This window comes from Enterobacter sp. EC_50, assembly GCF_019584525.1.
GTDB lineage: Bacteria > Pseudomonadota > Gammaproteobacteria > Enterobacterales > Enterobacteriaceae > Enterobacter > Enterobacter roggenkampii.
Genome location: NZ_VDAF01000013.1, coordinates 65,611 through 89,555, shown reverse-complemented (window position 1 = coordinate 89,555; position 23,945 = coordinate 65,611). Strand labels below are relative to the sequence as shown.

Sequence of the window (23,945 nt, the reverse complement as noted above, 5' to 3'; positions counted from 1 at the left end):
TTACTCCACAAACAGCGATTCAACCACGTTAATCCAGCCGTGCTCGCTGGCCACCTCTTTGCCATTCAGCCAGCGGCGCAGCATGTTCAGCGCCATCATGGCGCACACCTCCTGACGCACCGCCAGGCTGTGGCGGGTAATGCTCATTTTTACCCGCAGGGCGTGGGTGCCCTCAGGCGTCGCCAGCGCGAAGTTGAGGTATTCCTCATCCAGCCCGCCGACAAACAGCGCCAGACCGGCAAAATGCTTCACCCTTCTCTCGGACGCCCAGCGGGCGGTTTGCGCGAGAGTCTCCTGCTGGAACGGCACCACTTCGCTGGCCAGCAGCGGCGCGTTGACGCGCGACAGCTGCAGCGCCAGCAGGCCGCCGGTGAACTGCTCGCTTAAGGTCACGCTCAGCTGACGCGACTGCAGATGCTTCGCAATCTGCGCCGGTAGCCCTTCCGTGCCTTCAAAGATCAGGCTTTCACCCGCTACGCGCTGCACCTCAGGCCACAGCGCCAGCATCGCCTCTTTCTGGGTGGCCGGTCCGGTCAGCTTAAGCTCAATGATCGGCATGGAGGAGCGATAGCCCATAGACACGCCCGGCGGCAGCGGGAGGTGATCGAGGCTCTGAGCCAGATCGCTTTCCGAACGGCCAAAAGTGGTCAGACGCAGGCACAGCGGGGGTTCCGGCAGGGTAAAACGCTGGCGAAGGCGCGGCAGGATCTGCTGCTCGACCATCACTTTAAATTCTGAGGGCACGCCCGGCGTGAAGAACATCAGGCAGCGGTTCAGCTGCATGGCAAACCCGCACGCGGTACCGACCGGGTTATCGACCAGTTCAGCACTGGCGGGAATTTCAGCCTGTTTGCGGTTGCTGGGGGCCATGACGCGGCCACGTTCGGAGAAAAAACGCGCCATCTGCGAGAGCCACGCCTCATGCAGCACCAGCCCTTCGCCTTTTGCGGTCGCGGCGGCCAGGGCACTGAGATCGTCACTGGTGGGGCCGAGCCCGCCGTTCACAATCAGCACGTCGCACTGTTCACTGCGCTCGCGCAGAACAGCGACCAGTGACTCAAGATTGTCGCCCACCGTATTGCGGCGCGTTAACGGTAATCCTTGCTCAAAGAAAAGATCGGCAAGCCAGGCAGCATTGGTATCAATAATTTGTCCATGCAGCACTTCGTCGCCGGTGGATAACATCTCCACGTTAATCATTGTGTTCTCCCGCTTATTTGGTCAAAACACTATAGCGCAAACGCGGGGTGGAGAAGAGGAGAAACTGGCGCGACAGCATGCCGCGCCGGAGAGATTAGAAGCCTGCGCTAACGCCCACGTAGGGGCCGTCGGCCAGCGCGTTGTCGCGGTTGCCGTCTTTACCGGCCAGGTTCAGATAGCGATAGCCTGCTTCGATGGTGATTGGACGCATGATGGTCCAGCGTGCGCCTGCGTTGGCCTCTTCATAGCTGTCGATACCGCTTGAGAGGGAATCTGGAGAGTAGTAGTACTCGCCAAACAGGCCAAAGCTGTCGCCAATTTTCCACTGCAGGCCGCCGCCCACTGCCGCCGCATATCCTTCGTCACCGTCATTTGGGTTGGTATAGATACCTTTACCGCCGACGGTCGCCAGGAACGGGCCCAGAGGAATGTTGAGGCCCAGGCCAAGGCTTGCCGCGTCGCCGTCGTCATCGTTATGCGTCCAGCCGCCAGTCATCGCCAGACCGGATGTCTCGGTACCCATGCCGAAGCCCAGGTGGGTATAATCCTGACCCGCCGAGCCGTTAATGCTAATGGCGTTCGCCGCCGCAGATACAACCATCAGGCCGAAGCCCAGTAATGCCACTTTTTTCATTGTCGTGATCCCGCACAATTTTTATAGAGAAGTCCCAAAACCGCGAGATTTTAACCTGGGTCTTCCGGGGATCAAGCACTCTGCGTGCGGCAGGCTAGTAGATTGTAACTATTTGAAACGGCTATTATCCCTTCAGCGTTGCGTTCACCCACTCCTGCAGCGCGCGGCGCGAGACTTTAATGCCGCCATTTTTGAGTTCAGTCGGCAGCAGCAGCCAGCGGACGGGTTGCTCAAAACGCGCCACCTTGTCCCTCACCCAGTCGGGTAAGCAGGTGATATCCGTTCCCGGCTGGCACTCCACCACCGCCACCGGACGTTGCCCGAATTCAGCGTCGTCCAGCGGAACGATAAACACCTGGTTAACCTGCGGGTGCGTGGCGATAACGCGCTCCAGCGATTCCGGCTGGATCCCTTCTCCGCCGCTAAAAAAGAGGTTGTCCATGCGGCCAAGGATCGTCAGACGGCCGTCATGCCATTCGCCGCGATCGCGGGTGGCGAACCATCCCTGCGCGTTGGTCAGCGGAATCAGTTCGCCATCCCGCCAGTAGCCTGAGGCCATGCTTTGCGCCCTGATCCAGACTTCACCGTTAACGACCTGCACCTCTCTGCCCGGCAGCGCACGGCCCACGTCCGGCTCGCCGTCGGCCTCTTTCGCACAGACGGTAGAGGCGAACTCGGTCAGACCGTAGCCGCAGAAGGTGCGTATATCCTGCTCTCGCGCCTGTTCGGTCAATTCCACAGGGATGGCCGCCCCGCCCAGCAGCACCGCTTTCAGTGCGACAGGCTGGTGGGCATTAAGCAGACGCCAGAGCTGGGTTGGCACCAGCGAGGCGTGGGTGCAGCCGCACAGCGCCTGCTCCAGAGGCTGTTTCTCGCGCACGGTTAACCGCGCGCCAGCCTGCAGCCAGCGCCATAAAATCCCCTGGCCGGAAACGTGAAACAGCGGCAGCGAAAGCAGCCAGTCGTCATCTTCACCGTAGGGCATCAGCGACAAAACGCCGCGCGCGCTGGCAAGATGGGCCTCGCAGGTATGGACCGCCGCTTTCGGCAGTCCTGTGGAGCCTGAGGTCAGCGTCATGGAGGCCAGCCGCGCCGGTTGCCACGCAGCGCAATACGCATCGGCGGTCTCGCGCATGCTCAGGGCAGGAAGGCCGTCGTAGCTGCCGTCCAGCACCAGCGCAAAGCGCAGCGTCATCTGCGGGAGCAGCACGTCCAGCAGCGGGCGCGGCAGCTGCGGATTAACGGGAAGAATACGCGCCCCGCACTGGAGCAGCGCCAGCCACGCCAGCAGGGTGTGCGGGTGGTTATGGGCCAGCAGCAGCACGCCGTCGCCCTCCTCCACGCCCTGACGGTGAAAGCCCGCCGCAAGGCTGTCGATGCGCGCGCACAGCTGTTGCCAGCTGAGCACCTCGTCGTTCAGCCTCAGGGCCGGTTTATCGGCAAATTGCGCACGCCAGTGCCGCCACGGCCAGTCGGTAAAACTCATCGCAACGGCTCCAGCGCCGCGACGTCGAGGCACGGCAGCGCGCTGTCCGGCCACGGGCGAAGAAGCTGAGCCTGCATCAGGTTCAGCGTGTCGAGGCCGGGGACCGTGTCAGGCGTTAACCAGGCGGCAATGCGCGCCAGCTGGGTTAGCCCAAGGCTGGACTCAATCGACGAGCTGATGACCGCCGTCAGCCCTAAGGCGTGCGCCGCCGCGACCTGCTCGCGCACTTTCGCCAGGCTGCCGGTCAGCGTCGGTTTAATCACCACCGCGCTGACGCCGGGCTCTGCAGCGAATTCAAAATCGGCCTCGCGCAGGCTTTCATCCCAGGCGATGGCAATCCCCGTTTCACGGGCAAACGCGCGCGAATCCTCGCGGGTTTTGCACGGCTCTTCGAGGAAGGCAATGCGGCTGCGGTACGCCGGATTGACGTACTTTGCAAACTGCTGCGCCTTAAGCGGCGTCCAGGCACGGTTGGCGTCCAGACGCAGATGCAGATCGGGGATCGCCTCCAGCAGCAGGTTGGCGACCATGCCGTCACGCACCGCTTCATAAAGCCCGACTTTGATTTTCGCGACCTTCTCGCCCGGCATGGCGGAGAGCAGCGCGAAGAGCTCGTCCGGATCCCCTGTACAGAGCGGTGCCGCGCGGTAGTTAGCCTCTTCAGGCAGGCTGCCGTCCAGCTCCGCCAGCGCGCAGCTGATACCAAAAGCCGCGGAAGGCACATCCGGTAACGCCGGGTTCTCGCCCTCACGCCACGCGTCTGCCCACGCCAGCAATGCAGCCTGCGCATCCTCCAGCGACTCGAGGCTAAAGCCCGGCAGAGGCGAAATCTCGCCCCAGCCTTCCCGCTCGTCCTGCTGCAGATGCACGAAGAAACCGTCACGGGTTTTTAACCGCCGTTCACGCAGCACCACGCCCGCGTCCATCGGTATCTGCCAGCGGTAAACCTGCGCGCGACGCATTACGGATTCCGTTTGTATTTGCTGAAGTCTGGCTGGCGTTTTTCGTTAAACGCGTTGCGCCCTTCCTGACCCTCTTCGGTCATGTAGAACAGCATGGTGGCGTTGCCCGCCAGCTCCTGCAGACCCGCCTGACCGTCGCAGTCGGCGTTGAGCGCGGCTTTGAGGCAGCGCAGCGCCATCGGGCTGTTTTGCAGCATTTCGCGACACCAGCGCACGGTCTCTTTTTCGAGATCGGCAAGCGGCACCACGGTATTCACCAGGCCCATATCCAGCGCTTCCTGCGCGTTGTATTGACGGCACAGGAACCAGATTTCACGGGCTTTTTTCTGCCCGACGATGCGCGCCATGTAGGAGGCACCCCAGCCGCCGTCGAAAGATCCCACTTTCGGGCCGGTCTGGCCGAAGATGGCGTTTTCAGCGGCAATGGTCAGGTCGCACATCATGTGCAGCACGTGGCCGCCGCCGATGGAGTAGCCCGCCACCATCGCCACCACCGGTTTTGGACAGGTGCGGATCTGACGCTGGAAATCGAGGACGTTCAGGTGGTGCGTCCCCGCATCGTCCTGGTATCCGCCGTAGTCGCCGCGCACTTTCTGATCGCCACCGGAGCAGAACGCTTTCTCGCCTTCGCCGGTCAGGACAATCACGCCGATGTTGTCGTCATAGCGCGCATCCGCCAGGGCCTGAATCATCTCTTTCACGGTCAGCGGACGGAAGGCGTTACGCACCTGCGGGCGGTTGATGGTAATTTTGGCAATACCGTCGGTGGATTTGTGGTAACGAATGTCGGTGTAGCCTTCGGAGCAGTCCTGCCATTCAACCGGGGCGTAAAGCATGTGTTCATCAGGATAGATCATAGAGTGTCCTTTATTCGAAGACGCAGTATCTGAGCCAGACTCGCGGCAACCGCGTCGGGGTTTTCCCGGTGGGCGTTGTGTCCGGCGTTGGGAATTGCATGGCAGACGGCGTTCAGCTCCGCAGCAAGGGCCGCAAACTTCTCATCACGTTCGCCATAGAGATAATCAAAAGTGAAATCACGTGCGCTTAACGCGGTACGCAGGTCGGGCTGCACAGCCAGCGACGTCGCCTCGAGCATCATCGCCAGCGCCGCGCCGTTGTTCTGGCTGCGCAGGGTAATCAGCGCGTCGCGCTGGGCGTCCGTCAGGGAGGCAAACACGGGCTGTTGGTACCAGTCAGCGAATACCTTATCCAGAGGTTCGCTGCGAAAACGCGTCGCCCAGCGGCGGTCTGATGCCAGCCGCGCCTGTCGCGCATCGGCATCCTGCAGGCCCGGATGGCCGCCTTCTACCGTCACGCCCAACAGCCCCTTCGGCTGCTGGCAGGCATGGAACATCGCAATGCGGCCGCCGAGGGAGTACCCGACGAGCCAGAATTTCAGTATGTTGTAACTAATCAAAGTTCGGGTAAGCAACGCGCTCATCTCGTCGAAGCCCGTCACGCCCAGATTCCTGGATCCGCCGTGTCCCGGCAGATCCAGATACAGCCTGGGGTAATCGCAAAGCCGCTCACCAACACCCTGCCACTCGCGGCAATCGCCGGAAAAACCGTGCAAAAAGACCAGCCAGGGATAGCCTGGTTTTCCAGCCTGCTGCACGCCAGAGAGGATCACAGCTGGCTCACCTGCGCCAGCAGGCTTTGAAGGGCCTGCGCACCGTCAGCCTCGTTCACCACCAGCTCAATCAGCGTCGCGCCCGGCTGCTTCCAGGCGGAGCTTAGCGCCGCATCCAGCTGTTCCCAGCTTTCCGGGCGATGGTATTTCAGGCTGAACATTGCCGCGGCGTGTTCGAAGTGCACGTTCTGCGGCATCAGATAGAAGCGCTCGCGCTCGCTCTGCGGCGTGGGCAGCAGGGAGAAAATCTGCCCGCCGTTGTTGTTAACCACGATCAGCACAAACGGGGCAGACGCCTGACGCAGCAGCGCCAGCGCGTTGAGATCGTAAAGCGCGGAGAGATCCCCCACGATGGCCAGCGTCGATTTTGCGCTGGCGCGCTGCACGCCCGCCGCCGTAGAGATCAGCCCGTCGATGCCGCTGGCACCACGGTTGCTGTACACCGGGTAGCCCGCGGGCAGCTGCGAAAAGGCGTCAATCAGCCGCACGACCAGGCTGTTGCCGACAAACAGCTGCCCCTGCTCGGGCAGGTACTGGCGAATACGGTGCGCCAGCCCGGCCTCGCTGAACGCTTCACAGCGCGCATGGGTCAGTTCCCACGCCTGCCGCGACAGGTCCGGGAGGGTAACCGCCCAGGGTTTGCGTTTTTCAGCCGGATGGAGCGCCAGCCAGGCGTCGATACGGCTGACCAGACGACGACCGCGATGGTGCGCCGGGTCAAGACGCCCTTCCAGCGCGTCCACCAGCCAGTATTCGTCCGGTGTGCAGGTGGCCTGCCACTGCAGTAACCGCTTGCCGGTTAAACTCGATCCAAGCTGGACCACAATTTGCGCCTGCGACAGCTCGGTGACCGCTTTGGCATTACCCAGCCAGAGATCCGCGCACGGCAGCGGCTGCCCGGTCTGGGAAAGCACGTCGCCGATCAGCGGCCAGCCCAGGGTTTGCGCCCATTCGGCGACCAGCTTGCCTTCGGCAGCGCTCATGCGCCCGGCGATAACCACGCCGCGCTTCTGCCGCCAGAAGAACCAGTCGCGCTGCTTCGCGCTCTCAAGGTGCGTCTGCTCGCGCAGCCACGGTTTTTCACTCTGCCACCAGTCACCGAGGGTCTGCTGCCAGTCAAGACCCGTATCGTCCAGCTCGCCATACAGCGGCTCGGCAAACGGGCAGTTAATATGCAGCGCCCCGCCGCGCAGCGTCTCCATGGCATGATCGACGGTGGAGACCAGCCAGCTTGCCGGAATATCCTGGGTGGGACGGGGCAGCGAAATCGTCTGCGAAGGATGCGAAGAAAAGAGTCCCGGCTGACGGATGGCCTGATTGGCGCCGCAGTCGATAAGCTCAGGGGGACGATCGGCCGTCAGCAGAATCAGCTTTTCACCGGTTAACCCGGCTTCAATCAGGGCCGGATAGAGGTTCGCCACGGCAGTACCGGAAGTGACAATCACCGCCACGGGTTCTTTGCTGACCTTCGCCAGACCCAGCGCGAGATGCCCGAGGCCACGCTCATCAAAGTGGGTGTGGTGAATCAACGCCCGGTTTTCGGCGGCCGCCAGCGTCAGCGGCGTTGAGCGAGAACCCGGTGCAATACACACGTGCCTGACGCCATGGCGCGTCAGGGCTTCAAGGATCACCGCCGCCCAGCGTCGGTTAAAAGAACTTACTGACATGAGATTGTCCGGTATCAAGAATGCGACACAGTATAAATAATAGAAAAAATTGGAATTTTGATGTGAATCGGGATTGCTCGAATCAGTATTAATCCCTTAGGAGCAGAGAGCGCAATCCGGCCGCTTTGTTTTCAATCTCCTGCCACTCCTGCTCCGGGTCAGATCCGCTGACAATGCCGGCCCCGGCGTAGAGCCGCAGCGAGTCCTCATGGACGCGGGCTGAACGCAGCGCCACGCAGAACTCACTCTGGTCAGGCGATAAATACCCGGCAGAACCGGCGTACCACTCGCGGTTAAAGGGCTCAACCTTCTGAATAAATTCGCGCGCAGGCTGTCGCGGCAAACCGGCAACGGCCGCCGTCGGCTGTAGGATATGCAGGCACTGCTCGTCGTCGGCCTGTTTGAGCTCGGTCCAGATACAGCGGCGCAGATGCTGCACCTTACGCAGGCGTACCACCTGGGCAGGCAGTACCTCAAGCGTCTGCGTAGAGTGCTGAAGACGCTGGCAGATATCCTCCACGACCAGCATATTTTCGCGCTGGTTTTTATCGTCGTTCAGCAGCCACTCGCCCAGACGCTGCGCCTTTTTATCATCGGTATGGCTGGCGACGGTGCCCGCCAGCGCTTCGGTGCGCAGCAGCGTGCCGCGTCGCCGCCAGAGACGCTCGGGCGTCGAGCCGAGAAACGCGTTGCTGGCGTCGAATACCATGCAGAAGTGATAGCAATGTAAATTGAGGGCGCGGCTGGCCGCCATCAGCGCGACGGGGTTAATGCGCTGTGTAAACTGAAGATCGGTGGCCCTCGCAAGGACAACCTTTTCAAAATCACCGCGCGCGATGGTTTCGGTCGCCCTGCGGACAAGTTTCAGCCATTCGGCCCGTTGAGGCTGATGGTTTTCGTGCTCAACCTGAACGGCCAGCGGACGGATAGGCCTGGCTGGCTGGAGCTGCTGTAAAAAATCCCGCGCGGCATGGGCATCTTCCTGAAGTGAATAATCGCTCCACAGCTGCAGACGCAGCGTAGCGGTGCCGGCGGTACGTCGCCAGAGCAGTCGCGGTAAAAAGAGGCTGCCCTGCTCCGGATTAAAGGCGTTCAGGCCGCAGATGCGGGTATCACCTGCCGCGTTTTGCTCGCGTAAAAACTGCGTGGCTAACGCCAGAGAGGAAAAGGTGATAACCGCCCCCAGCGCGGCCAGCTCTTCATCGCCGTTACGCTGCTGCCAGTAAAACTGCGGATAGCACTGCTGCGCCCCAAGCCAGGCGAGAGGATCGAAGGCGTCGTTTAACGGGAAAGAGACGTCGAAATGACGTATGCCGGGCGTTGCGGGTAACGCTTGCGAAAGCTGGGTACGCAATTGCTCCAGCGCGAGGAAAATCGAATTCACGCGAACCTCTCCCTGTTAAAACCTCGTATTATACGGGGTACTGACCATAAATAGCAGTACCCACGTATAGGGAGTGGTTAAGCGGCTTAACGACGGGCTAAGAGCAGCCCCAGTACCAGGCCGACGGCAGCACCTACTCCAATACCCTGCCACGGTTTTTCATGCACGTAATCATCGGCACGATACACCGCTTTTTTGGCGCGGTAGTAGTAGGTATCAGACGCATGGCTGACGCGGTTTTTCACTTCATGCAGCGCCTGTTCGGCACGGGCTTTTAGCTCAATATATTTCTGATCGGCAGGGTCGCCCGAGGAACGTAACACCTCTTCCAGCGTTTCGCTCAGTAAGGCCAGGTCGTCGTCGATACGGGTATCCCAGGATTGAAATGACATATTTTTCTCCATGTTAGTACACCAGTTCGCTAACTATAGCCAACGACTCGCCATTACGCCTGCTTCGCTTCCCGCGCCATGCCGACGTGGGGAATGCCGTCTTCGTCGTATACTTCGGTGACCGGCACGAAACCAAAGTGGCCGTAGAAGGACTGCAGGTGCGCCTGTGCGCCCAGGTATAACGCCTTGTTCGGCCACTGTTTCTGGCATGCTTCCAGCGTTTTCTCCATCAGCTGATAGCCCAGTTTTTCACCGCGCGCTTTGCCCCTGATGATGACCCGACCAATCACGACAGGCTCGAATTCGTCCTCGCTTTTCAGAATCCTCGCATACGCCACCAGCTCGTTTTCCCGCCAGCCAAGAATATGGCGGTTCTCGCCGACGAGATCGTCGCCGTCGATGTCCTGATACGGGCAGGTCTGTTCAACCACGAACACTTCGCAGCGCAGTTTCAGCAGGGCGTAAAGTGAATGAACGGTGAGGTCACTATGGTGTAAATCTTGCCACTGGATCATGTCAGTCTCCTTCCTGGGGTTCATCACGTTATACTAAACCCCTCCCCGTTCAGCAAAGGGCTGATTGCGTTATGGAACTGATTTTTCTGGGTACGTCCGCGGGCGTGCCAACCCGCTCACGGAATGTGACGGCGATACTGCTGGATCTTAAACACCCCACCCGCGGCGGGCTGTGGCTGTTTGACTGTGGTGAAGGGACGCAGCATCAGCTGCTACACACCGCTTATCACCCCGGCAAGCTGGATAAAATTTTTATCACCCATCTGCATGGCGACCATCTGTTTGGCCTTCCCGGCCTGCTGTGCAGCCGCTCGATGGCCGGTAACGCCAACCCGCTGACGATTTACGGGCCTGCGGGTATTCGTGAATTTGTTGAAACCACGCTGCGCCTGAGCGGGTCGTGGACGGATTATCCGCTGGAGGTGGTTGAGATTAGCGAAGGCCTGGTATTCGATGACGGAGATTATCGGGTTAGTGCTCAACCGCTCAATCATCCTGTGGAATGCTATGGCTACCGTATTGAAGCGCATGACAAACCCGGCGCGCTGGATGCCGCCGCGCTAATGGCCGATGGCGTAAAACCCGGGCCGCTGTTCCAGCGCCTGAAGCACGGCGAGACCGTCACGCTGGAGGACGGGCGCGTCATCAATGGGCAGGATTATCTCGCCGCACCGCAGCCCGGCAAGAAGCTGGCAATTTTTGGCGACACGGCCCCGTGCCGGGCGGCGCTCACGCTGGCCCAGGGCGTTGACGTGATGGTACATGAAGCGACCCTTGAAACGGCGATGGAAGAGAAAGCCAACGGCCGGGGCCACAGCTCGACGCGACAGGCGGCGCAGCTAGCCCGTGACGCGGGCGTCGGGCGGCTCATCGTCACCCACGTCAGCTCGCGCTACGACGCGCGGGGCTGTGAAAAGCTGCTGGCAGAGTGTCGCGCGGTGTTCCCGGAATGTGAGCTGGCCGAAGATTTCGCTCAGGTCAGCGTTTAGTCCTTCATTTTTCCCTCAGGATGCCGATAACGATTAAAAGGTCAGCATTTCTCTCGAGGGTAGAATGGATAATTTCCAGAAAGATATTGATGACAGGGCGAATCTGACCCTGTCGAACCGTTTTGAACTGTTGCTGTTCCGTCTTGGCACCTCTCTTAACGAAAATAAATCTGAGCTGTTTGGCATTAACGTCTTTAAGCTGCGTGAAATTGTGCCGATGCCGGAGTTCACGAAACCCGCCGGAATGAAATCACCGCTGATGGGAATGGTGAATATCCGCGATCAGGTGATCCCGGTGATTGACCTGGCCGCCGTGGCGGGCTGTAAGCCCACCACCGGGCTGAACATCCTGCTGATCACCGAATATGCGCGCAGCGTGCAGGCGTTTGCCGTGGAGTCGGTTGAGAACATCATGCGTCTGGACTGGAAGCAGGTGCACGCGGCGGAAACCGCCGTCAGCGGTCGCTATATCACCAGCATTGCCTGCCTGGATGAGAAAACGGATACCAACGATCTGGCGATGGTGCTGGACGTTGAGCAGATCCTGTATGACATCACCCCGGCCAACCACGATCTGCACGCCACCAATCTGAAAACCACTAAGTTCAATATCAAGCCGGGCGCGGTCGCGATTGTGGCGGAAGATTCCAAAGTGGCGCGTTCGATGCTGGAGAAAGGCCTGCAGGCGATGGAGATCCCGGCGCAGCTACACATCACCGGCAAAGACGCGTGGGAAAAAATTGGCGTGCTGGCCGCACAGGCACAGGCTGAGGGCGTGCCGATCACCGATAAGATCGCGCTGGTGCTGACCGACCTCGAAATGCCGGAGATGGACGGTTTTACGCTGACGCGCAAAATCAAAACCGATCCGGTTCTGAAGGATATTCCGGTAGTGATCCACTCTTCCCTTTCCGGCAACGCCAACGAAGACCATATTCGCAAGGTGAAGGCCGACGGGTACGTCGCGAAGTTTGAGCTGAACGAGCTGTCGTCAGTGATTGAGGAAGTGCTGGACCGCTCGATGAAGAAGATTGACGGGCCGTTGATTAGCCGTAAACAGCTGGCTTAGTCGGGTGGCGCTACGCTTACCCGACCTACAAAACCCGTAGGCCCTGCAAGCGTAGCGACGCTGGGCAATAAAAAACCCGCCGAGGCGGGTTTTTTGTTTTTACATCAGCGGCATCGCGCGCTGCACGATATCAATCAGCGGTTGCGGATAGATACCGAAGATCAGCACCAGCAGCGCGGAGATGAGTACCACGATACCACCAGCGCTGTACTGCCAGTTGCCTGGAGCATCACGATTGAGCTGCTGAGGTGCGCTCAGGTACAGGCTCACGGCCACACGCAGGTAGTAGTAGAGACCAATCGCGGAGCCGATCACCACGCCCGCGGTCAGCCACCACAGGTGCGCCTGCACACCGACGGCCAGCACGTAGAACTTACCGATGAAGCCAAGCGTCATCGGAATACCGGCCAGAGAGAGCATCATCACGGTCATTACGGCGGACAGGATCGGACGGTGCCAGAACAGACCACGATAAGAGAACAGTGAATCGGCATCCGGACCACGGTACGGGCTGGACATCAGGCTCACCACGCCGAAGGCGCCGAGGCTGCTGAACAGGTAGCCGGCCAGATAGACGCCCACGGCTTCCATCGACATCTCACCGCTCTGCAGCGCAATCAGCGCCACCATCAGGTAGCCCAGATGAGAGATAGACGAGTAGCCCAGCAGACGCTTGATGTTGGTCTGGCTCAGCGCCATCAGGTTACCGAAGATGATGGAGACGAACGCGATGATGCCCAGCACCACGCGAACCGCTTCGCTGTCACCCACCGGCGCGTACAGGAACAGACGCATCACCACCCCGAAGATGGCGATTTTGCTCGCCGTCGCCAGGAAGGTCGACACCGGAGCCGGTGCACCCTGGTAGACGTCTGGCGTCCACAGGTGGAACGGGACCAGCGAGAGTTTGAAGCCAAGGCCAACAATCATCATGCCCAGACCCGCCAGCAGCAGCGGCTCATGCAGCATGCCGTCACCGAGGCTCTTGCCGAGCGCCATAAAGGAGAGGTTACCGGACTGTGCGTACACCAGCGCAATACCAAACAGCAGGAACGAGGACGCCGCCGCAGACAGGATGGTGTACTTGATGCTTGCTTCCAGCGAGCGCTTCTGGCGGAAGGCGTAACCAATCAGACCGAACAGCGGCAGAGAGATCAGCTCAATGCCGAGGAACAGCGCGGCCAGGTGGTTCGCATTCGCCAGCAGAATGCCGCCCAGCGCGGCAATCAGAACCAGCAGGTAAAACTCTTCTTTGTTGTCGTTGTAGCCTTCGAGCCACGGGTACGCAAAGGTACAGGTTGCCAGGCTCGCCAGCAGCACCAGACCGGTATACAGCATGGCGTAACCGTCAACGCGCATCAGCGGGGTGACGTCCATCGCCCCACCCTGGCCAACAAACCAGAGTGAGACTAACGCGGCGTTCAGGCCGATGACCGACAGCGTGGCATTCAGGAAGTGATTGCGTCGCCACGCAATGGAGAGCATCACAACCACCACCGTCAATCCGACGATCAGCAGCGGTAGCAGCGCGATCAGTTGTTGTGGAGTTATTGTCATGGCGAATTACGGCCTTGTAGTAGAAACAGAATTAACAAACCACTGCTGGATATTGCCCATCGCGCTGTGCGAGGTATCCAGAATCGGCTGCGGGAAGAAGCCCAGCAGCACCAGCAGTACGACCAGCAGCAGGATGATGAACAGCTCACGCAGCGACATCCCCGGCAGTTCTTGTGCAGCAATTTCGCTCTTCGCTTTACCGAAGTAAGCGCGGTGCAGCATCGCCAGCGAGTAGACGGAAGCGAACACCAGACCAAAGGTGGAGATCACGGTAATTACCGGTACCACTTTGAAGCTGCCGAACAGAATCATAAATTCGCCGACGAAGTTACCGGTGCCCGGCATCCCCAGAGTCGCCACCGCGAAGAACATGGAGAGCGCTGGCAGCCACTTAATTTTGCTCCACAGACCGCCCATCATACGCATGTCGCGGGTGTGCAGACGTTCGTACAGCTGGCCGCACAGGATAAAGAGACCGGCTGCGGACAGACCGTGCGCAATCATCTGAATCACCGCACCCTGGTACGCCAGCTGGCTGCCGGTGTAGATAGCAATCAGCACGAAGCCCATGTGGGAAACGGAGGTGTAGGCAATCAGACGCTTGATGTCGTACTGGGTGAAGGCCATCCAGGCACCGTAGAAGATACCGATCACACCCAGCCACATGGCAATCGGTGCGAACTCTGCGGAGGCGTTCGGGAACAGCGGCAGTGCAAAGCGCAGCAGACCGTAGGCCGCGGTTTTCAGCAAGATGCCCGCCAGGTCAACGGAACCCGCCGTTGGCGCCTGAGAGTGCGCGTCTGGCAGCCAGCCGTGCAGCGGAACCACCGGCATTTTCACCGCGAAGGCGATGAAGAAGCCCAGCATCAGCAGGTATTCCACGCCGTGCGACATTGGGGTCTTCAGCAGGTCTTCGTAGTTGAAGGTCCAGGTGCCGGTCGCGTTGTGGTGAACAAACACCAGCGCCAGAATGGCAATCAACATCACCAGACCACTCGCCTGGGTATAGATGAAGAACTTGGTTGCCGCCGTGATACGCGTTTTACCGTCGGACGCCTTGTGGCCCCACAGCGCGATCAGGAAGTACATCGGCACCAGCATCATCTCCCAGAAGAAGAAGAACAGGAACATGTCGATGGCAAGGAACACGCCGATCACGCCGCCCAGGATCCACATCAGGTTCAGGTGGAAGAAGCCCTGGTATTTTTCGATTTCTCGCCAGGAGCAAAGTACCGCCAGAACGCCGAGCAGGCCGGTCAGCACTACCATCAGCAGCGACAGGCCGTCAATCGCCAGGTGGATCGTAATGCCGAAACGTGGGATCCACGGCAGGATGAACTCAGACTGCCACTGCGGAATGCCCGCAGACTGGGTCAGTGAGTAACCGCCCTGCAACCACAGTTGCAGGCCAAGCGCGAGCGTCAATCCCATTGTGATCAGCGCGATCCAGCGCGGCATCTTCACGCCAAAGCGTTCAGTCTGCCAGCACAGGAAGCCGCCGATGAAGGGAATTAATATTAGCCAGGGTAGTAACATGGCGATTTACATTCCTTTTTAAGGCCCCCAGCAGGGGCCTGATTTTCAACGAATTCGAATAAAATTCACTTAACGATCAACGCAACACCATCAGCAGCGCCAGCACGACAACCGCACCGATGCTCATGGACGCCACATACCAGCGCAGGTAACCGTTCTCGCTGTACAGCAGGCCTTTGCCTGCAAAGCGGGAAAGGATCGCCGGGATGTTCATCAGGCTGTTCAGCGGGTCGCGCTTCAGCAGCCACGCGATGCCCAGGAACGGCTTAACGAAGATCATGTCGTACAGCCAGTCGAAGCCCCACGCGTTGTACCACCAGGTGCCCAGCAGGCGGCCCGGCGCACTGTTGGCCACGGCAGTGACCAGCGTACGTTTGCCCAGCCACAGCCATGCCGCGATCAGGATGCCCGCGATAGCGACCACACCGGAGGTGATTTCAAGCGTCAGAACGCGACCGTGCTCAAGCTCGGTTGTCGCCGGCAGCACGCCCTGCAGCGGAGGCACAATCATCGCGCCAACGAAGGTGGACAGTACCAGCAGCACAATCAGCGGCAGGTGATGGGTAATCCCCTTCCCTGCGTGAGCGTGAATTTGTTCTTTACCGTGGAATACGATGAAAATCATTCGGAAGGTATACAGGGAGGTCATGAACGCACCGACCAGACCCGCAACCATCAGATTGATATGACCATTCGCCATGGCACCCGCAAGGATTTCGTCCTTACTGAAGAAGCCCGCGGTGATCAGCGGCAGTGCCGCCAGCGCCGCGCCGCCCACCAGGAAGCAGACATAGACCAGCGGGATGGACTTACGCAGTCCGCCCATTTTGAAGATGTTCTGCTCGTGATGGCAGGCCAGAATCACCGAACCGGATGAGAGGAACAGCAGCGCTTTAAAGAAAGCGTGCGTCATCAGGTGGAAAATGGCCGCGTCCCACGCCTGAACGCCCAGCGCGAGGAACATGTAACCAATCTGACTCATGGTGGAATACGCGAGAACGCGTTTGATGTCGGTCTGCACCAGCGCGGCAAAGCCTGCCAGCACCAGCGTGACCGCACCGACGATACCCACCAGATGCAGAATTTCCGGGGTCATCAGGAACAGGCCATGGGTACGCGCAATCAGGTACACACCGGCGGTGACCATGGTCGCAGCGTGGATCAGCGCGGAGACAGGGGTTGGACCCGCCATCGCGTCTGCCAGCCATGTCTGCAATGGCAACTGCGCGGATTTACCCACGGCACCACCCAGCAGCATCAGCGTTGCCCACCACAGCATGTTGTTGCCTGCGGCGAAGTGCGCTGGCGCCAGTTCCACCATTTCGCGGAAGTTCAACGTGCCCAGTTCGTTGTAAAGAATGAACAGCGCGAAAGCGAGGAAGACGTCACCCACGCGGGTCACGACGAACGCTTTCATGGCCGCTGCGCCATTCTTCGGATCGGTATAGTAGAAACCGATCAGCAGGTAAGAACACAGACCCACGCCTTCCCAGCCCAGATACATCAGCAGCAGGTTATCGGCCAGCACCAGAACCACCATGCTGGCGATAAACAGGTTGGTGTAGGCGAAGAAGCGGGAGTAACCCTCTTCACCGCGCATATACCAGGAGGCGAACATGTGGATCAGGAAGCCGACGCCGGTGACCACGGAGAGCATAGTCAGGGAGAGACCATCCAGCACCAGGTTGAAACCGATGTTGAAATCACCGACTGACATCCAGGTCCACAGCGGCACGCTGAAAGGCTGACGCCCGTTGTTAAAGAAGTCGATACCCGCATACGCTGTCACCAGCGCGGCCAGGCCAACAGAGCCCATGCCGACGGTTGCAGACAGATTCTCAGACCAGCGGCCGCGAGAAAACGCCAGCAGCACGAAGCCAATCAGCGGAAAAATAATGGTTAAGGCAAGCATGTTCATCCACGCAACTCACTTACTGAATCGATGTTCAGATTCTGGCGGCGACGATGGAGCTGCAGCAACAGCGCCAGGCCAATACTCGCTTCGGCAGCCGCAAGGCTGATGGCGAGAATGTACATCACCTGACCATCGGTCTGGCCCCAGTAGCTTCCGGCGACCACGAAGGCCAGCGCGGAGGCGTTAATCATGATTTCCAGCCCGATCAGCATAAACAGCAGATTGCGGCGGATAACCAGACCAGTCAGACCCAGAACGAATAAAATCGCAGCGAGGATCAGTCCATGTGTTAAGGGGATCATGCGCGCTCCTCCGTTTTTCTTTTCGCGCGGTCGTCAGTGCGGTTGCTCAGCACCTCGCCAGCACGCTCTTCGCGGCCAACGTGGAAGGCCACAACCAGACCTGCCAGCAGCAGCATGGAGGCCAGTTCAACCGCCAGAACGTATGGGCCAAAGAGCGTAATACCGACCTCTTTAGCGCCGATCGGCGTGCCGTCGATGCCCTGATCGTTAACACCCAGAATGGCGTACACGATCACCACCAGCATGATGGCCGACAAAATGGCCGGGCCGATCCACACCTGCGGTTTTAACCACTGACGTTCCTGCTCGATTTCAGAGCCGCCCAGGTTCAGCATCATCACGACGAACACGAACAGCACCATGATGGCACCGGCGTAGACGATGATTTCCAGCGCACCGGCGAAGTGCGCGCCCAGTGCGAAGAACACCCCGGAAATGGCCAGCAGCGAGATGATTAAGTACAGCAGCGCATGCACCGGATTGGTGTGCGTGATCACTCGCAGCGTAGCCAGGATGGCGATAAGGCCACAGATATAAAAAGCGAATTCCATTGCCCTCTCCTTACGGTAACAGGCTCTTGACGTCGATAGGCTTGGCTTCGTTCTCTGCTTCGCCCTTATCTTTGCCGTCGATTGCCATACCCGCCATCCGGTAGAAGTTATATTCCGGGTATTTGCCCGGACCGGAAATCAGCAGATCCTCTTTCTCGTACACCAGGTCCTGACGCTTGTACTCACCCAGCTCGAAGTCTGGAGTCAGCTGAATCGCCGTGGTTGGGCACGCTTCTTCACACAGACCGCAGAAAATGCAGCGTGAGAAGTTGATGCGGAAGAACTCAGGGTACCAGCGGCCGTCTACCGTCTCGGCTTTCTGCAGAGAGATACAGCCAACCGGGCACGCTACCGCACACAGGTTACAGGCAACGCAGCGCTCGGAACCGTCCGGGTCGCGCGTCAGCACGATACGGCCACGGTAGCGCGGCGGCAGATATACCGGCTCTTCCGGGTACATCCGGGTTTCGCGTTTGGCAAACGCGTGCAGGCCGATCATCCAGATACTGCGTACCTGGGTACCGAAGCCTACTAGTAATTCTTTTAAGGTCATGGTCTATAGCCCCTTATGGCTGCTGCCAGAGAATGACAGCGGCCGTTACCAACAAGTTGACGAGCGTCAGCGGCAGGCACACTTTCCAGCCGAAGGACATTACCTGGTCATAACGCGGACGCGGTAACGCTGCGCGAATCAAAATGAACATCATCATGAAGAACGCGGTTTTCAGCGCGAACCAGATGAACGGCGGTAAGAACGGGCCATGCCAGCCACCGAAGAACAGCGTTACCATCAACGCGGAAATGGTGACGATACCGATGTACTCGCCCACGAAGAACAGACCGAATTTCATACCGGAATATTCGATGTGGTAACCGTCGGCCAGTTCCTGTTCGGCTTCTGGCTGGTCAAACGGGTGACGGTGACACACCGCCACGCCCGCGATGGCAAAGGTAATAAACCCAAAGAACTGCGGAATCACGTTCCAGATGTCGGCCTGGTTGTTGACGATGTCGGTCATGTTAAATGAACCGGCCTGCGCCACCACGCCCATCAGGGAGAGACCCAGGAACACTTCATAGCTTAGGGTCTGCGCAGACGCACGCATCGCACCCAGCAGCGAGTATTTGTTGTTACTGGACCAGCCTGCGAACAGCACCGCGTAAACCGCGAGGCCTGCCATCATCAGGAAGAATAGAATGCCGATGTTCAGGTCAGCGACCACCCAGGTCGGGCTGACCGGAACGATAGCAAACGCCAGCAGCAGCGAGGTGAAGGCGATCATCGGTGCCAGAGTAAAGATCACGCGATCCGAGAAGCGCGGGATCCAGTCCTCTTTAAAGAACATCTTGATCATGTCCGCGACCAGCTGGAGTGAACCACCCCAGCCCACGCGGTTCGGTCCGTAACGGTTCTGGAACAGACCGAGCAGACGACGTTCACCAAAGCTCATGAACGCGCCGCAGGTGACCACCACCAGCAGGATAACAATCGCTTTCAGAATGCTCAGCAGGATGTCGATAAGATCCGGCGTTAACCAACTCATGCTTTTGCCTCCTGCAGATTATCAAGACGCGCACCCGCCAGAACCGGCGCGATGCCAGGCATACCCATCGGCAGACCGACCTGCCCTGCTGTCAGACTTTCAGAAATAATCAGCGGCAGGCTGATGGTCTGGCCGTCATAGCTAAAGGCGATGTTCGCGCCCGCGTTAACGCCAAGCTTCGCGGCGTCCGCCGGGTTGAGCTTGATGTACGGCTGCGGCATGCGGGTCTGGAAGACCGGTGAACGCTGGGACAGCTCGTCGCTACCGAACAGGTGGTAGTACGGGGCAATACGCCAGCTACCGTCCTGCGCCTGGAAACTCGCCGGTACGGTGGTGAAGAAGTCCAGACCGGTTTCGGAGGCTTCAATCAGACGCACGCCCGGATCGCCGTGGCGCAGGGAGCCGCCCACTTCAGCCTGGAACTTGTTCCATGCCTGCGGGGAGTTCCAGCCCGGTGCCCATGCGAACGGGATTTGCGAACGCGGCGCAGACGGCTGGTTGTTCCCTTCCATGGAGAAGGCGAACATGGTGTCTTTATCCTGCGGCTGGCGCGGTTCGTGCACGCTGATGTTGGCGCGCATTGCGGTACGGCCGCTGTAACGGTGCGGTTCACGCGCCAGTTTCTGGCCGCGAATGCGGAAGCTCGCTTCAGGCGCGGCATCTTTAATGCCTGCCAGCTGAGGCAGTTTTTCCACCACCGCGTCGATAACGTGGTCGAGCTGCGTCCAGTCCACTTCACGACTCTGCACGGTGCTGTGCAGGGAGTGCAGCCAGCGCCAGCTTTCCAGCATCACGGTGTTGCTGTCGTAGTACGCCGGGTCATAAACCTGGAAGAAACGCTGTGCGCGGCCTTCATTGTTGATAACCGTACCGTCGCTTTCTGCGAAGCTTGCCGCAGAGAGCACCAGGTGCGCTTTGTCCATAATCGCGGTGCGCTGATGGTCAATCACCATCACCAGCGGCGCTTTGGAGAGCGCGGCGTCAACGCGAGCGGCAGAAGCATGACGATGCAGGTCGTTTTCCAGCACCACCACGGCGTCAGCGGCACCGGATTCCAGTTCGCTTAACGCAGCTTCCAGCGAGCCGCCGCCGATCATGCCCAGACCAATGCTGTTCACCGCACGGGCAATCATGGTCACGCCAACGTCAGCACCGCGGCCTTTCAGAGCTTTGGCCACGTTGGCTGCTGCCTGAATGATCTCTGCGCTACCGGCGTTGGTACCGGAAATAATCAGCGGTTTCTTCGCACCGGCCAGGGCCTGAACAATCACGTCAACCTTGTTTTGCAGGTCGCGATCCAGCTCAACGGCCGGTGAGTTGTTGTCCAGCGCGTGGGCAATGGCAAAGCCGAGGCGCGCCTGATCTTCAACCGGTGCGCAGTAGGTCCACGCCGCAATATCGTCCAGACGGGTATTGTCGACGTTGGTTACAAACAGAGGGTGCTTCGCGCGCTGGCCGATGTTCAGGATTGCCGCAATCTGCCAGTCAGCCACTTTCTGCGCCGCTGCCATTTCACGTGCTTTCCCCTTCACCGCCTGACGAACCGCCAGAGCCGCGCGTGCGCCGGTCTGGGTCAGGTCTTCACCCAGCACCAGAACCGCATCATAGGATTCAATTTCGCGCAGCGCAGGGGTATGGATACCGCCTTCACGCAGCACTTTCAGTACCAGCTGCAGACGTTCCTGCTCGCCCTGGGCGATGCCGGTATAGAAGTTTTCCGCCCCGACCAGCTCGCGCAGCGCGAAGTTGCTTTCGATGCTGGCACGCGGGGAGCCGATACCAATCACTTTCTTCGACTGGCGCAGAATATCTGCCGCGCCCTGCATCGCCTGTTCAGCGTTCAGGGTAATGAAGTCGTCGCCACGGCGCTGAACCGGCTGACGCGGACGGTCTTTCAGGTTCACATAGCCATAGCCGAAACGACCGCGGTCGCACAGGAAGTAGTGGTTAACGGTACCGTTGTAGCGGTTTTCGATACGACGCAGTTCGCCGTAGCGCTCACCCGGGCTGGTGTTACAGCCGAGAGAACATTGCTGGCAGATGCTTGGCGCAAACTGCATGTCCCATTTACGGTTGTAACGCTCGGAGTGGGTTTTATCCGTGAAGACGCCGGTCGGGCAGATTTCTACCAGGTTACCGGAGAATTCGCTTTCCAGTACGCCGTCTTCCGGACGACCGAAGTAGACGTTGTCATGTGCGCCATACACGCCCAGATCCTGACCGTCTGCATAGTCTTTGTAGTAACGCACGCAGCGGTAGCAGGCAATGCAGCGGTTCATTTCGTGAGAGATGAACGGCCCCAGATCCTGATTACGGTGGGTACGCTTGGTAAAGCGATAGCGACGGAAGCTGTGACCGGTCATCACGGTCATATCCTGAAGGTGGCAGTTACCGCCCTCTTCACAGACCGGACAGTCGTGCGGGTGGTTGGTCATCAACCATTCCACAACGCTTTCACGGAACTGTTTCGCTTCTTCGTCATCAATCGAAATAAAGGTGCCTTCGGTGGCTGGCGTCATACAGGACATCACCAGGCGACCACGCGTGTCTTCCGCGTTTTGATATTGCTTCACCGCACACTGGCGGCAAGCACCGACGCTGCCCAGCGCCGGATGCCAGCAAAAGTACGGAATATCGAGGCCAAGAGACAGACAAGCTTCCAGCAGGTTGTCCGCCCCGTTGACTTCGTATTCTTTGCCGTCTACATGAATCGTAGCCATTAGCATGCTTCCAGTTGGCTCGGTCGAAACCGAGCGTTAATCAAAATTCTTGTCGTTACCAGCGCGCTTTAAGCAGGTTCGGCTGAATCCCATTGATCGCATGGGTATTGCTGAACGGCTGCTTGATGCCTGCTTCGAACTCGTCGCGGAAATATTTGATCGCGCTCTGCAGAGGTTCGACGGCACCCGGTGCGTGGGCACAGAAGGTTTTACCCGGGCCTAAGAATCGACACAGTTGCTCAAGCGTTTCGATATCGCCAGGCTGGCCTTCGCCACGTTCGATTGCACGCAGGATCTTCACGCTCCACGGCAGACCATCACGGCACGGTGTGCACCAGCCGCAGGACTCACGGGCGAAGAACTCTTCCAGGTTACGCACCAGCGAGACCATACCGATCTCGTGGTCGACGGCCATCGCCAGCGCCGTACCCAGACGGCTACCTGCTTTACCAATGCTTTCGAATTCCATCGGCAGGTCAAGGTGGGCTTCGGTCAGGAAGTCTGTCCCTGCCCCACCCGGCTGCCAGGCTTTGAATTTCAGGCCATCGCGCATGCCGCCGGCGTAGTCTTCAAGAATTTCGCGCGCGGTGGTACCGAACGGCAGTTCCCAGACGCCAGGATTTTTCACGCGACCGGAGAAGCCCATCAGCTTGGTACCGGCATCTTTGCTTGAGGAGATGCCCTGATACCACTCCACGCCGTTCGCGAGGATAGCCGGAACGTTGCACAGGGTCTCGACGTTGTTGACGCAGGTCGGTTTACCCCACACGCCGGAGCTTGCCGGGAACGGTGGCTTGGAACGCGGGTTCGCACGGCGGCCTTCCAGGGAGTTAATCAGCGCGGTCTCTTCACCGCAGATATAACGCCCGGCACCGGTGTGCACGAACAGTTCGAAGTCAAACCCGGTGCCGAGAATGTTTTTACCCAGCAGGCCCGCTTCGGTGGCTTCGGCAATCGCGCGACGCAGGTTTTCTGCCGCTTCGATGTACTCACCGCGCAGGAAGATGTAGCCACGGTACGCTTTCAGCGCGAACGCGGAGATCAGCATGCCTTCCACCAGCAGGTGCGGCAGTTGCTCCATCAGCAGACGGTCTTTATAGGTACCCGGCTCCATTTCATCGGCGTTACACAGCAGGTAACGGATGTTCATGGATTCGTCTTTTGGCATCAGGCTCCACTTCAGACCGGTGGAGAAGCCCGCGCCGCCGCGTCCTTTCAGACCAGACTCTTTTACCGCGTTAACGATGTCGTCCGGCGCCATGCCGCCGAGGGCTTTACGCGCACCGGCATAGCCGTTTTTGCTCTGATATTCGTCGAGCCATACCGGCTGTTTGTCATCACGCAGACGCCAGGTCAGTGGATGCGTCTCAGCAGTACGAATTACAGTTTTCATTTGTACTGCTCCAGCAGGTCAGGAATCGCTTCCGGCGTCAGATGGCTGTGAGTGTCCTCATCAATCATCATGGTCGGCCCCTTGTCGCAGTTACCCAGGCAGCAGGTTGGCAGCAGAGTAAAGCGCCCATCGAACGTGGTCTGGCCCGGCTTGATATTGAGCTTCTTCTCAATCGCAGCCTGAATGCCCTGATAACCGGTGATGTGGCAGACCACGCTGTCACAGTAGCGGATCACATGGCGGCCTACCGGCTGACGGAAGATCTGGCTGTAGAACGTGGCTACGCCTTCTACGTCACTTGCCGGAATACCCAGCACTTTCGCGATCGCATAGATCGCCCCGTCCGGCACCCAACCACGCTGTTTCTGTACGATTTTCAGCGCTTCAATGGACGCCGCACGCGGGTCTTCGTAGTGGTGCATCTCGTGCTCAATGGCGGCACGTTCTGCTTCACTCAGCTCAAAAGCCTCGGTTTGTGGTTGTTGATTCTCGTGCATAA

The 23,945-nt window shown here is 59.2% G+C and carries 22 protein-coding genes; 2 read left to right on the top strand and 20 right to left on the bottom strand.

What is annotated here, in order from left to right:
• The 10 genes from FHC48_RS12650 to FHC48_RS12605 form a co-directional block, all read right to left on the bottom strand.
• A complete protein-coding gene (locus FHC48_RS12650) occupies positions 1–1,200 on the bottom strand; it encodes a nicotinamide mononucleotide deamidase-related protein YfaY (RefSeq protein ID WP_023344575.1) in 1,200 nt (399 codons plus the stop codon).
• A gap of 94 nt (positions 1,201–1,294) precedes the next feature.
• On the bottom strand, positions 1,295–1,834 hold the full coding sequence (locus tag FHC48_RS12645) for a YfaZ family outer membrane protein (protein ID WP_023294110.1): 540 nt from the start codon (positions 1,832–1,834) through the stop codon (positions 1,295–1,297).
• A gap of 124 nt (positions 1,835–1,958) precedes the next feature.
• A complete protein-coding gene (menE, locus tag FHC48_RS12640; protein ID WP_059363773.1) occupies positions 1,959–3,320 on the bottom strand; it encodes an o-succinylbenzoate--CoA ligase in 1,362 nt (453 codons plus the stop codon).
• On the bottom strand, positions 3,317–4,282 hold the full coding sequence (menC, locus tag FHC48_RS12635; protein ID WP_059363775.1) for an o-succinylbenzoate synthase: 966 nt from the start codon (positions 4,280–4,282) through the stop codon (positions 3,317–3,319). The genes menE and menC overlap by 4 nt, the downstream gene beginning before the upstream one ends.
• Positions 4,282–5,139 (bottom strand): 1,4-dihydroxy-2-naphthoyl-CoA synthase, encoded by an 858-nt coding sequence (menB, locus tag FHC48_RS12630; RefSeq protein WP_008500223.1) that lies wholly within the window; start codon positions 5,137–5,139, stop codon positions 4,282–4,284. Before menB ends, menC begins: the two co-directional genes overlap by 1 nt.
• Positions 5,136–5,912, bottom strand: a complete 777-nt coding sequence (menH, locus tag FHC48_RS12625; protein ID WP_059363777.1) for a 2-succinyl-6-hydroxy-2,4-cyclohexadiene-1-carboxylate synthase — start codon at positions 5,910–5,912, stop codon at positions 5,136–5,138. The genes menB and menH overlap by 4 nt, the downstream gene beginning before the upstream one ends.
• Positions 5,909–7,579 (bottom strand): 2-succinyl-5-enolpyruvyl-6-hydroxy-3-cyclohexene-1-carboxylic-acid synthase, encoded by a 1,671-nt coding sequence (gene menD / locus FHC48_RS12620; RefSeq protein WP_059363779.1) that lies wholly within the window; start codon positions 7,577–7,579, stop codon positions 5,909–5,911. The genes menH and menD overlap by 4 nt, the downstream gene beginning before the upstream one ends.
• A gap of 88 nt (positions 7,580–7,667) precedes the next feature.
• Positions 7,668–8,963 carry an isochorismate synthase MenF gene (gene menF / locus FHC48_RS12615; RefSeq protein ID WP_059363781.1) on the bottom strand — a complete coding sequence of 432 codons (1,296 nt, stop codon included), beginning with the start codon at positions 8,961–8,963 and terminating at the stop codon, positions 7,668–7,670.
• 86 nt (positions 8,964–9,049) lie between these two features.
• Positions 9,050–9,355, bottom strand: a complete 306-nt coding sequence (gene elaB, locus FHC48_RS12610) for a stress response protein ElaB (protein ID WP_008500219.1) — start codon at positions 9,353–9,355, stop codon at positions 9,050–9,052.
• A gap of 53 nt (positions 9,356–9,408) precedes the next feature.
• Positions 9,409–9,870, bottom strand: coding sequence for a GNAT family N-acetyltransferase (locus FHC48_RS12605; RefSeq protein ID WP_220418753.1), 462 nt, complete (start codon positions 9,868–9,870; stop codon positions 9,409–9,411).
• Positions 9,871–9,941: 71 nt separating this feature from the next.
• Between FHC48_RS12605 and rbn the strand changes: the two genes are divergently transcribed.
• Both rbn and FHC48_RS12595 read left to right on the top strand, forming a co-directional pair.
• Complete coding sequence (gene rbn / locus FHC48_RS12600) at positions 9,942–10,859, top strand: ribonuclease BN (RefSeq protein ID WP_059363783.1); 918 nt, start codon at positions 9,942–9,944, stop codon at positions 10,857–10,859.
• Between the two features lie 64 nt (positions 10,860–10,923).
• Positions 10,924–11,928, top strand: coding sequence for a chemotaxis protein (locus FHC48_RS12595; protein ID WP_008500216.1), 1,005 nt, complete (start codon positions 10,924–10,926; stop codon positions 11,926–11,928).
• 99 nt (positions 11,929–12,027) lie between these two features.
• Here FHC48_RS12595 and nuoN read toward each other — a convergent pair whose 3' ends face one another.
• The 10 genes from nuoN to nuoE all read right to left on the bottom strand — a co-directional run bounded on the left by nuoN (position 12,028) and on the right by nuoE (position 23,943).
• The gene (gene nuoN / locus FHC48_RS12590; protein WP_008500215.1) at positions 12,028–13,485 is read right to left on the bottom strand and encodes an NADH-quinone oxidoreductase subunit NuoN; all 1,458 of its coding nucleotides are present in this window, start codon (positions 13,483–13,485) and stop codon (positions 12,028–12,030) included.
• Between the two features lie 6 nt (positions 13,486–13,491).
• Positions 13,492–15,021, bottom strand: coding sequence for an NADH-quinone oxidoreductase subunit M (gene nuoM, locus FHC48_RS12585; protein WP_008500214.1), 1,530 nt, complete (start codon positions 15,019–15,021; stop codon positions 13,492–13,494).
• A 76-nt stretch (positions 15,022–15,097) separates the two neighbouring features.
• Entirely contained in the window at positions 15,098–16,939 is a 1,842-nt protein-coding gene (gene nuoL / locus FHC48_RS12580) for an NADH-quinone oxidoreductase subunit L (protein ID WP_008500213.1), read from the bottom strand.
• Positions 16,936–17,238, bottom strand: a complete 303-nt coding sequence (gene nuoK / locus FHC48_RS12575) for an NADH-quinone oxidoreductase subunit NuoK (RefSeq protein ID WP_003861496.1) — start codon at positions 17,236–17,238, stop codon at positions 16,936–16,938. The genes nuoL and nuoK overlap by 4 nt, the downstream gene beginning before the upstream one ends.
• Complete coding sequence (nuoJ, locus tag FHC48_RS12570; RefSeq protein WP_008500212.1) at positions 17,235–17,789, bottom strand: NADH-quinone oxidoreductase subunit J; 555 nt, start codon at positions 17,787–17,789, stop codon at positions 17,235–17,237. Before nuoJ ends, nuoK begins: the two co-directional genes overlap by 4 nt.
• 10 nt (positions 17,790–17,799) lie before the next feature.
• On the bottom strand, positions 17,800–18,342 hold the full coding sequence (gene nuoI, locus FHC48_RS12565) for an NADH-quinone oxidoreductase subunit NuoI (protein WP_003861491.1): 543 nt from the start codon (positions 18,340–18,342) through the stop codon (positions 17,800–17,802).
• A gap of 13 nt (positions 18,343–18,355) precedes the next feature.
• A complete protein-coding gene (nuoH, locus tag FHC48_RS12560; RefSeq protein ID WP_008500211.1) occupies positions 18,356–19,333 on the bottom strand; it encodes an NADH-quinone oxidoreductase subunit NuoH in 978 nt (325 codons plus the stop codon).
• A complete protein-coding gene (nuoG, locus tag FHC48_RS12555) occupies positions 19,330–22,053 on the bottom strand; it encodes an NADH-quinone oxidoreductase subunit NuoG (protein WP_025913145.1) in 2,724 nt (907 codons plus the stop codon). Before nuoG ends, nuoH begins: the two co-directional genes overlap by 4 nt.
• Positions 22,054–22,108: 55 nt before the next feature.
• On the bottom strand, positions 22,109–23,446 hold the full coding sequence (gene nuoF / locus FHC48_RS12550) for an NADH-quinone oxidoreductase subunit NuoF (RefSeq protein ID WP_008500209.1): 1,338 nt from the start codon (positions 23,444–23,446) through the stop codon (positions 22,109–22,111).
• Entirely contained in the window at positions 23,443–23,943 is a 501-nt protein-coding gene (gene nuoE / locus FHC48_RS12545; protein WP_008500208.1) for an NADH-quinone oxidoreductase subunit NuoE, read from the bottom strand. Before nuoE ends, nuoF begins: the two co-directional genes overlap by 4 nt.
• Positions 23,944–23,945: the final 2 nt, after the last annotated feature.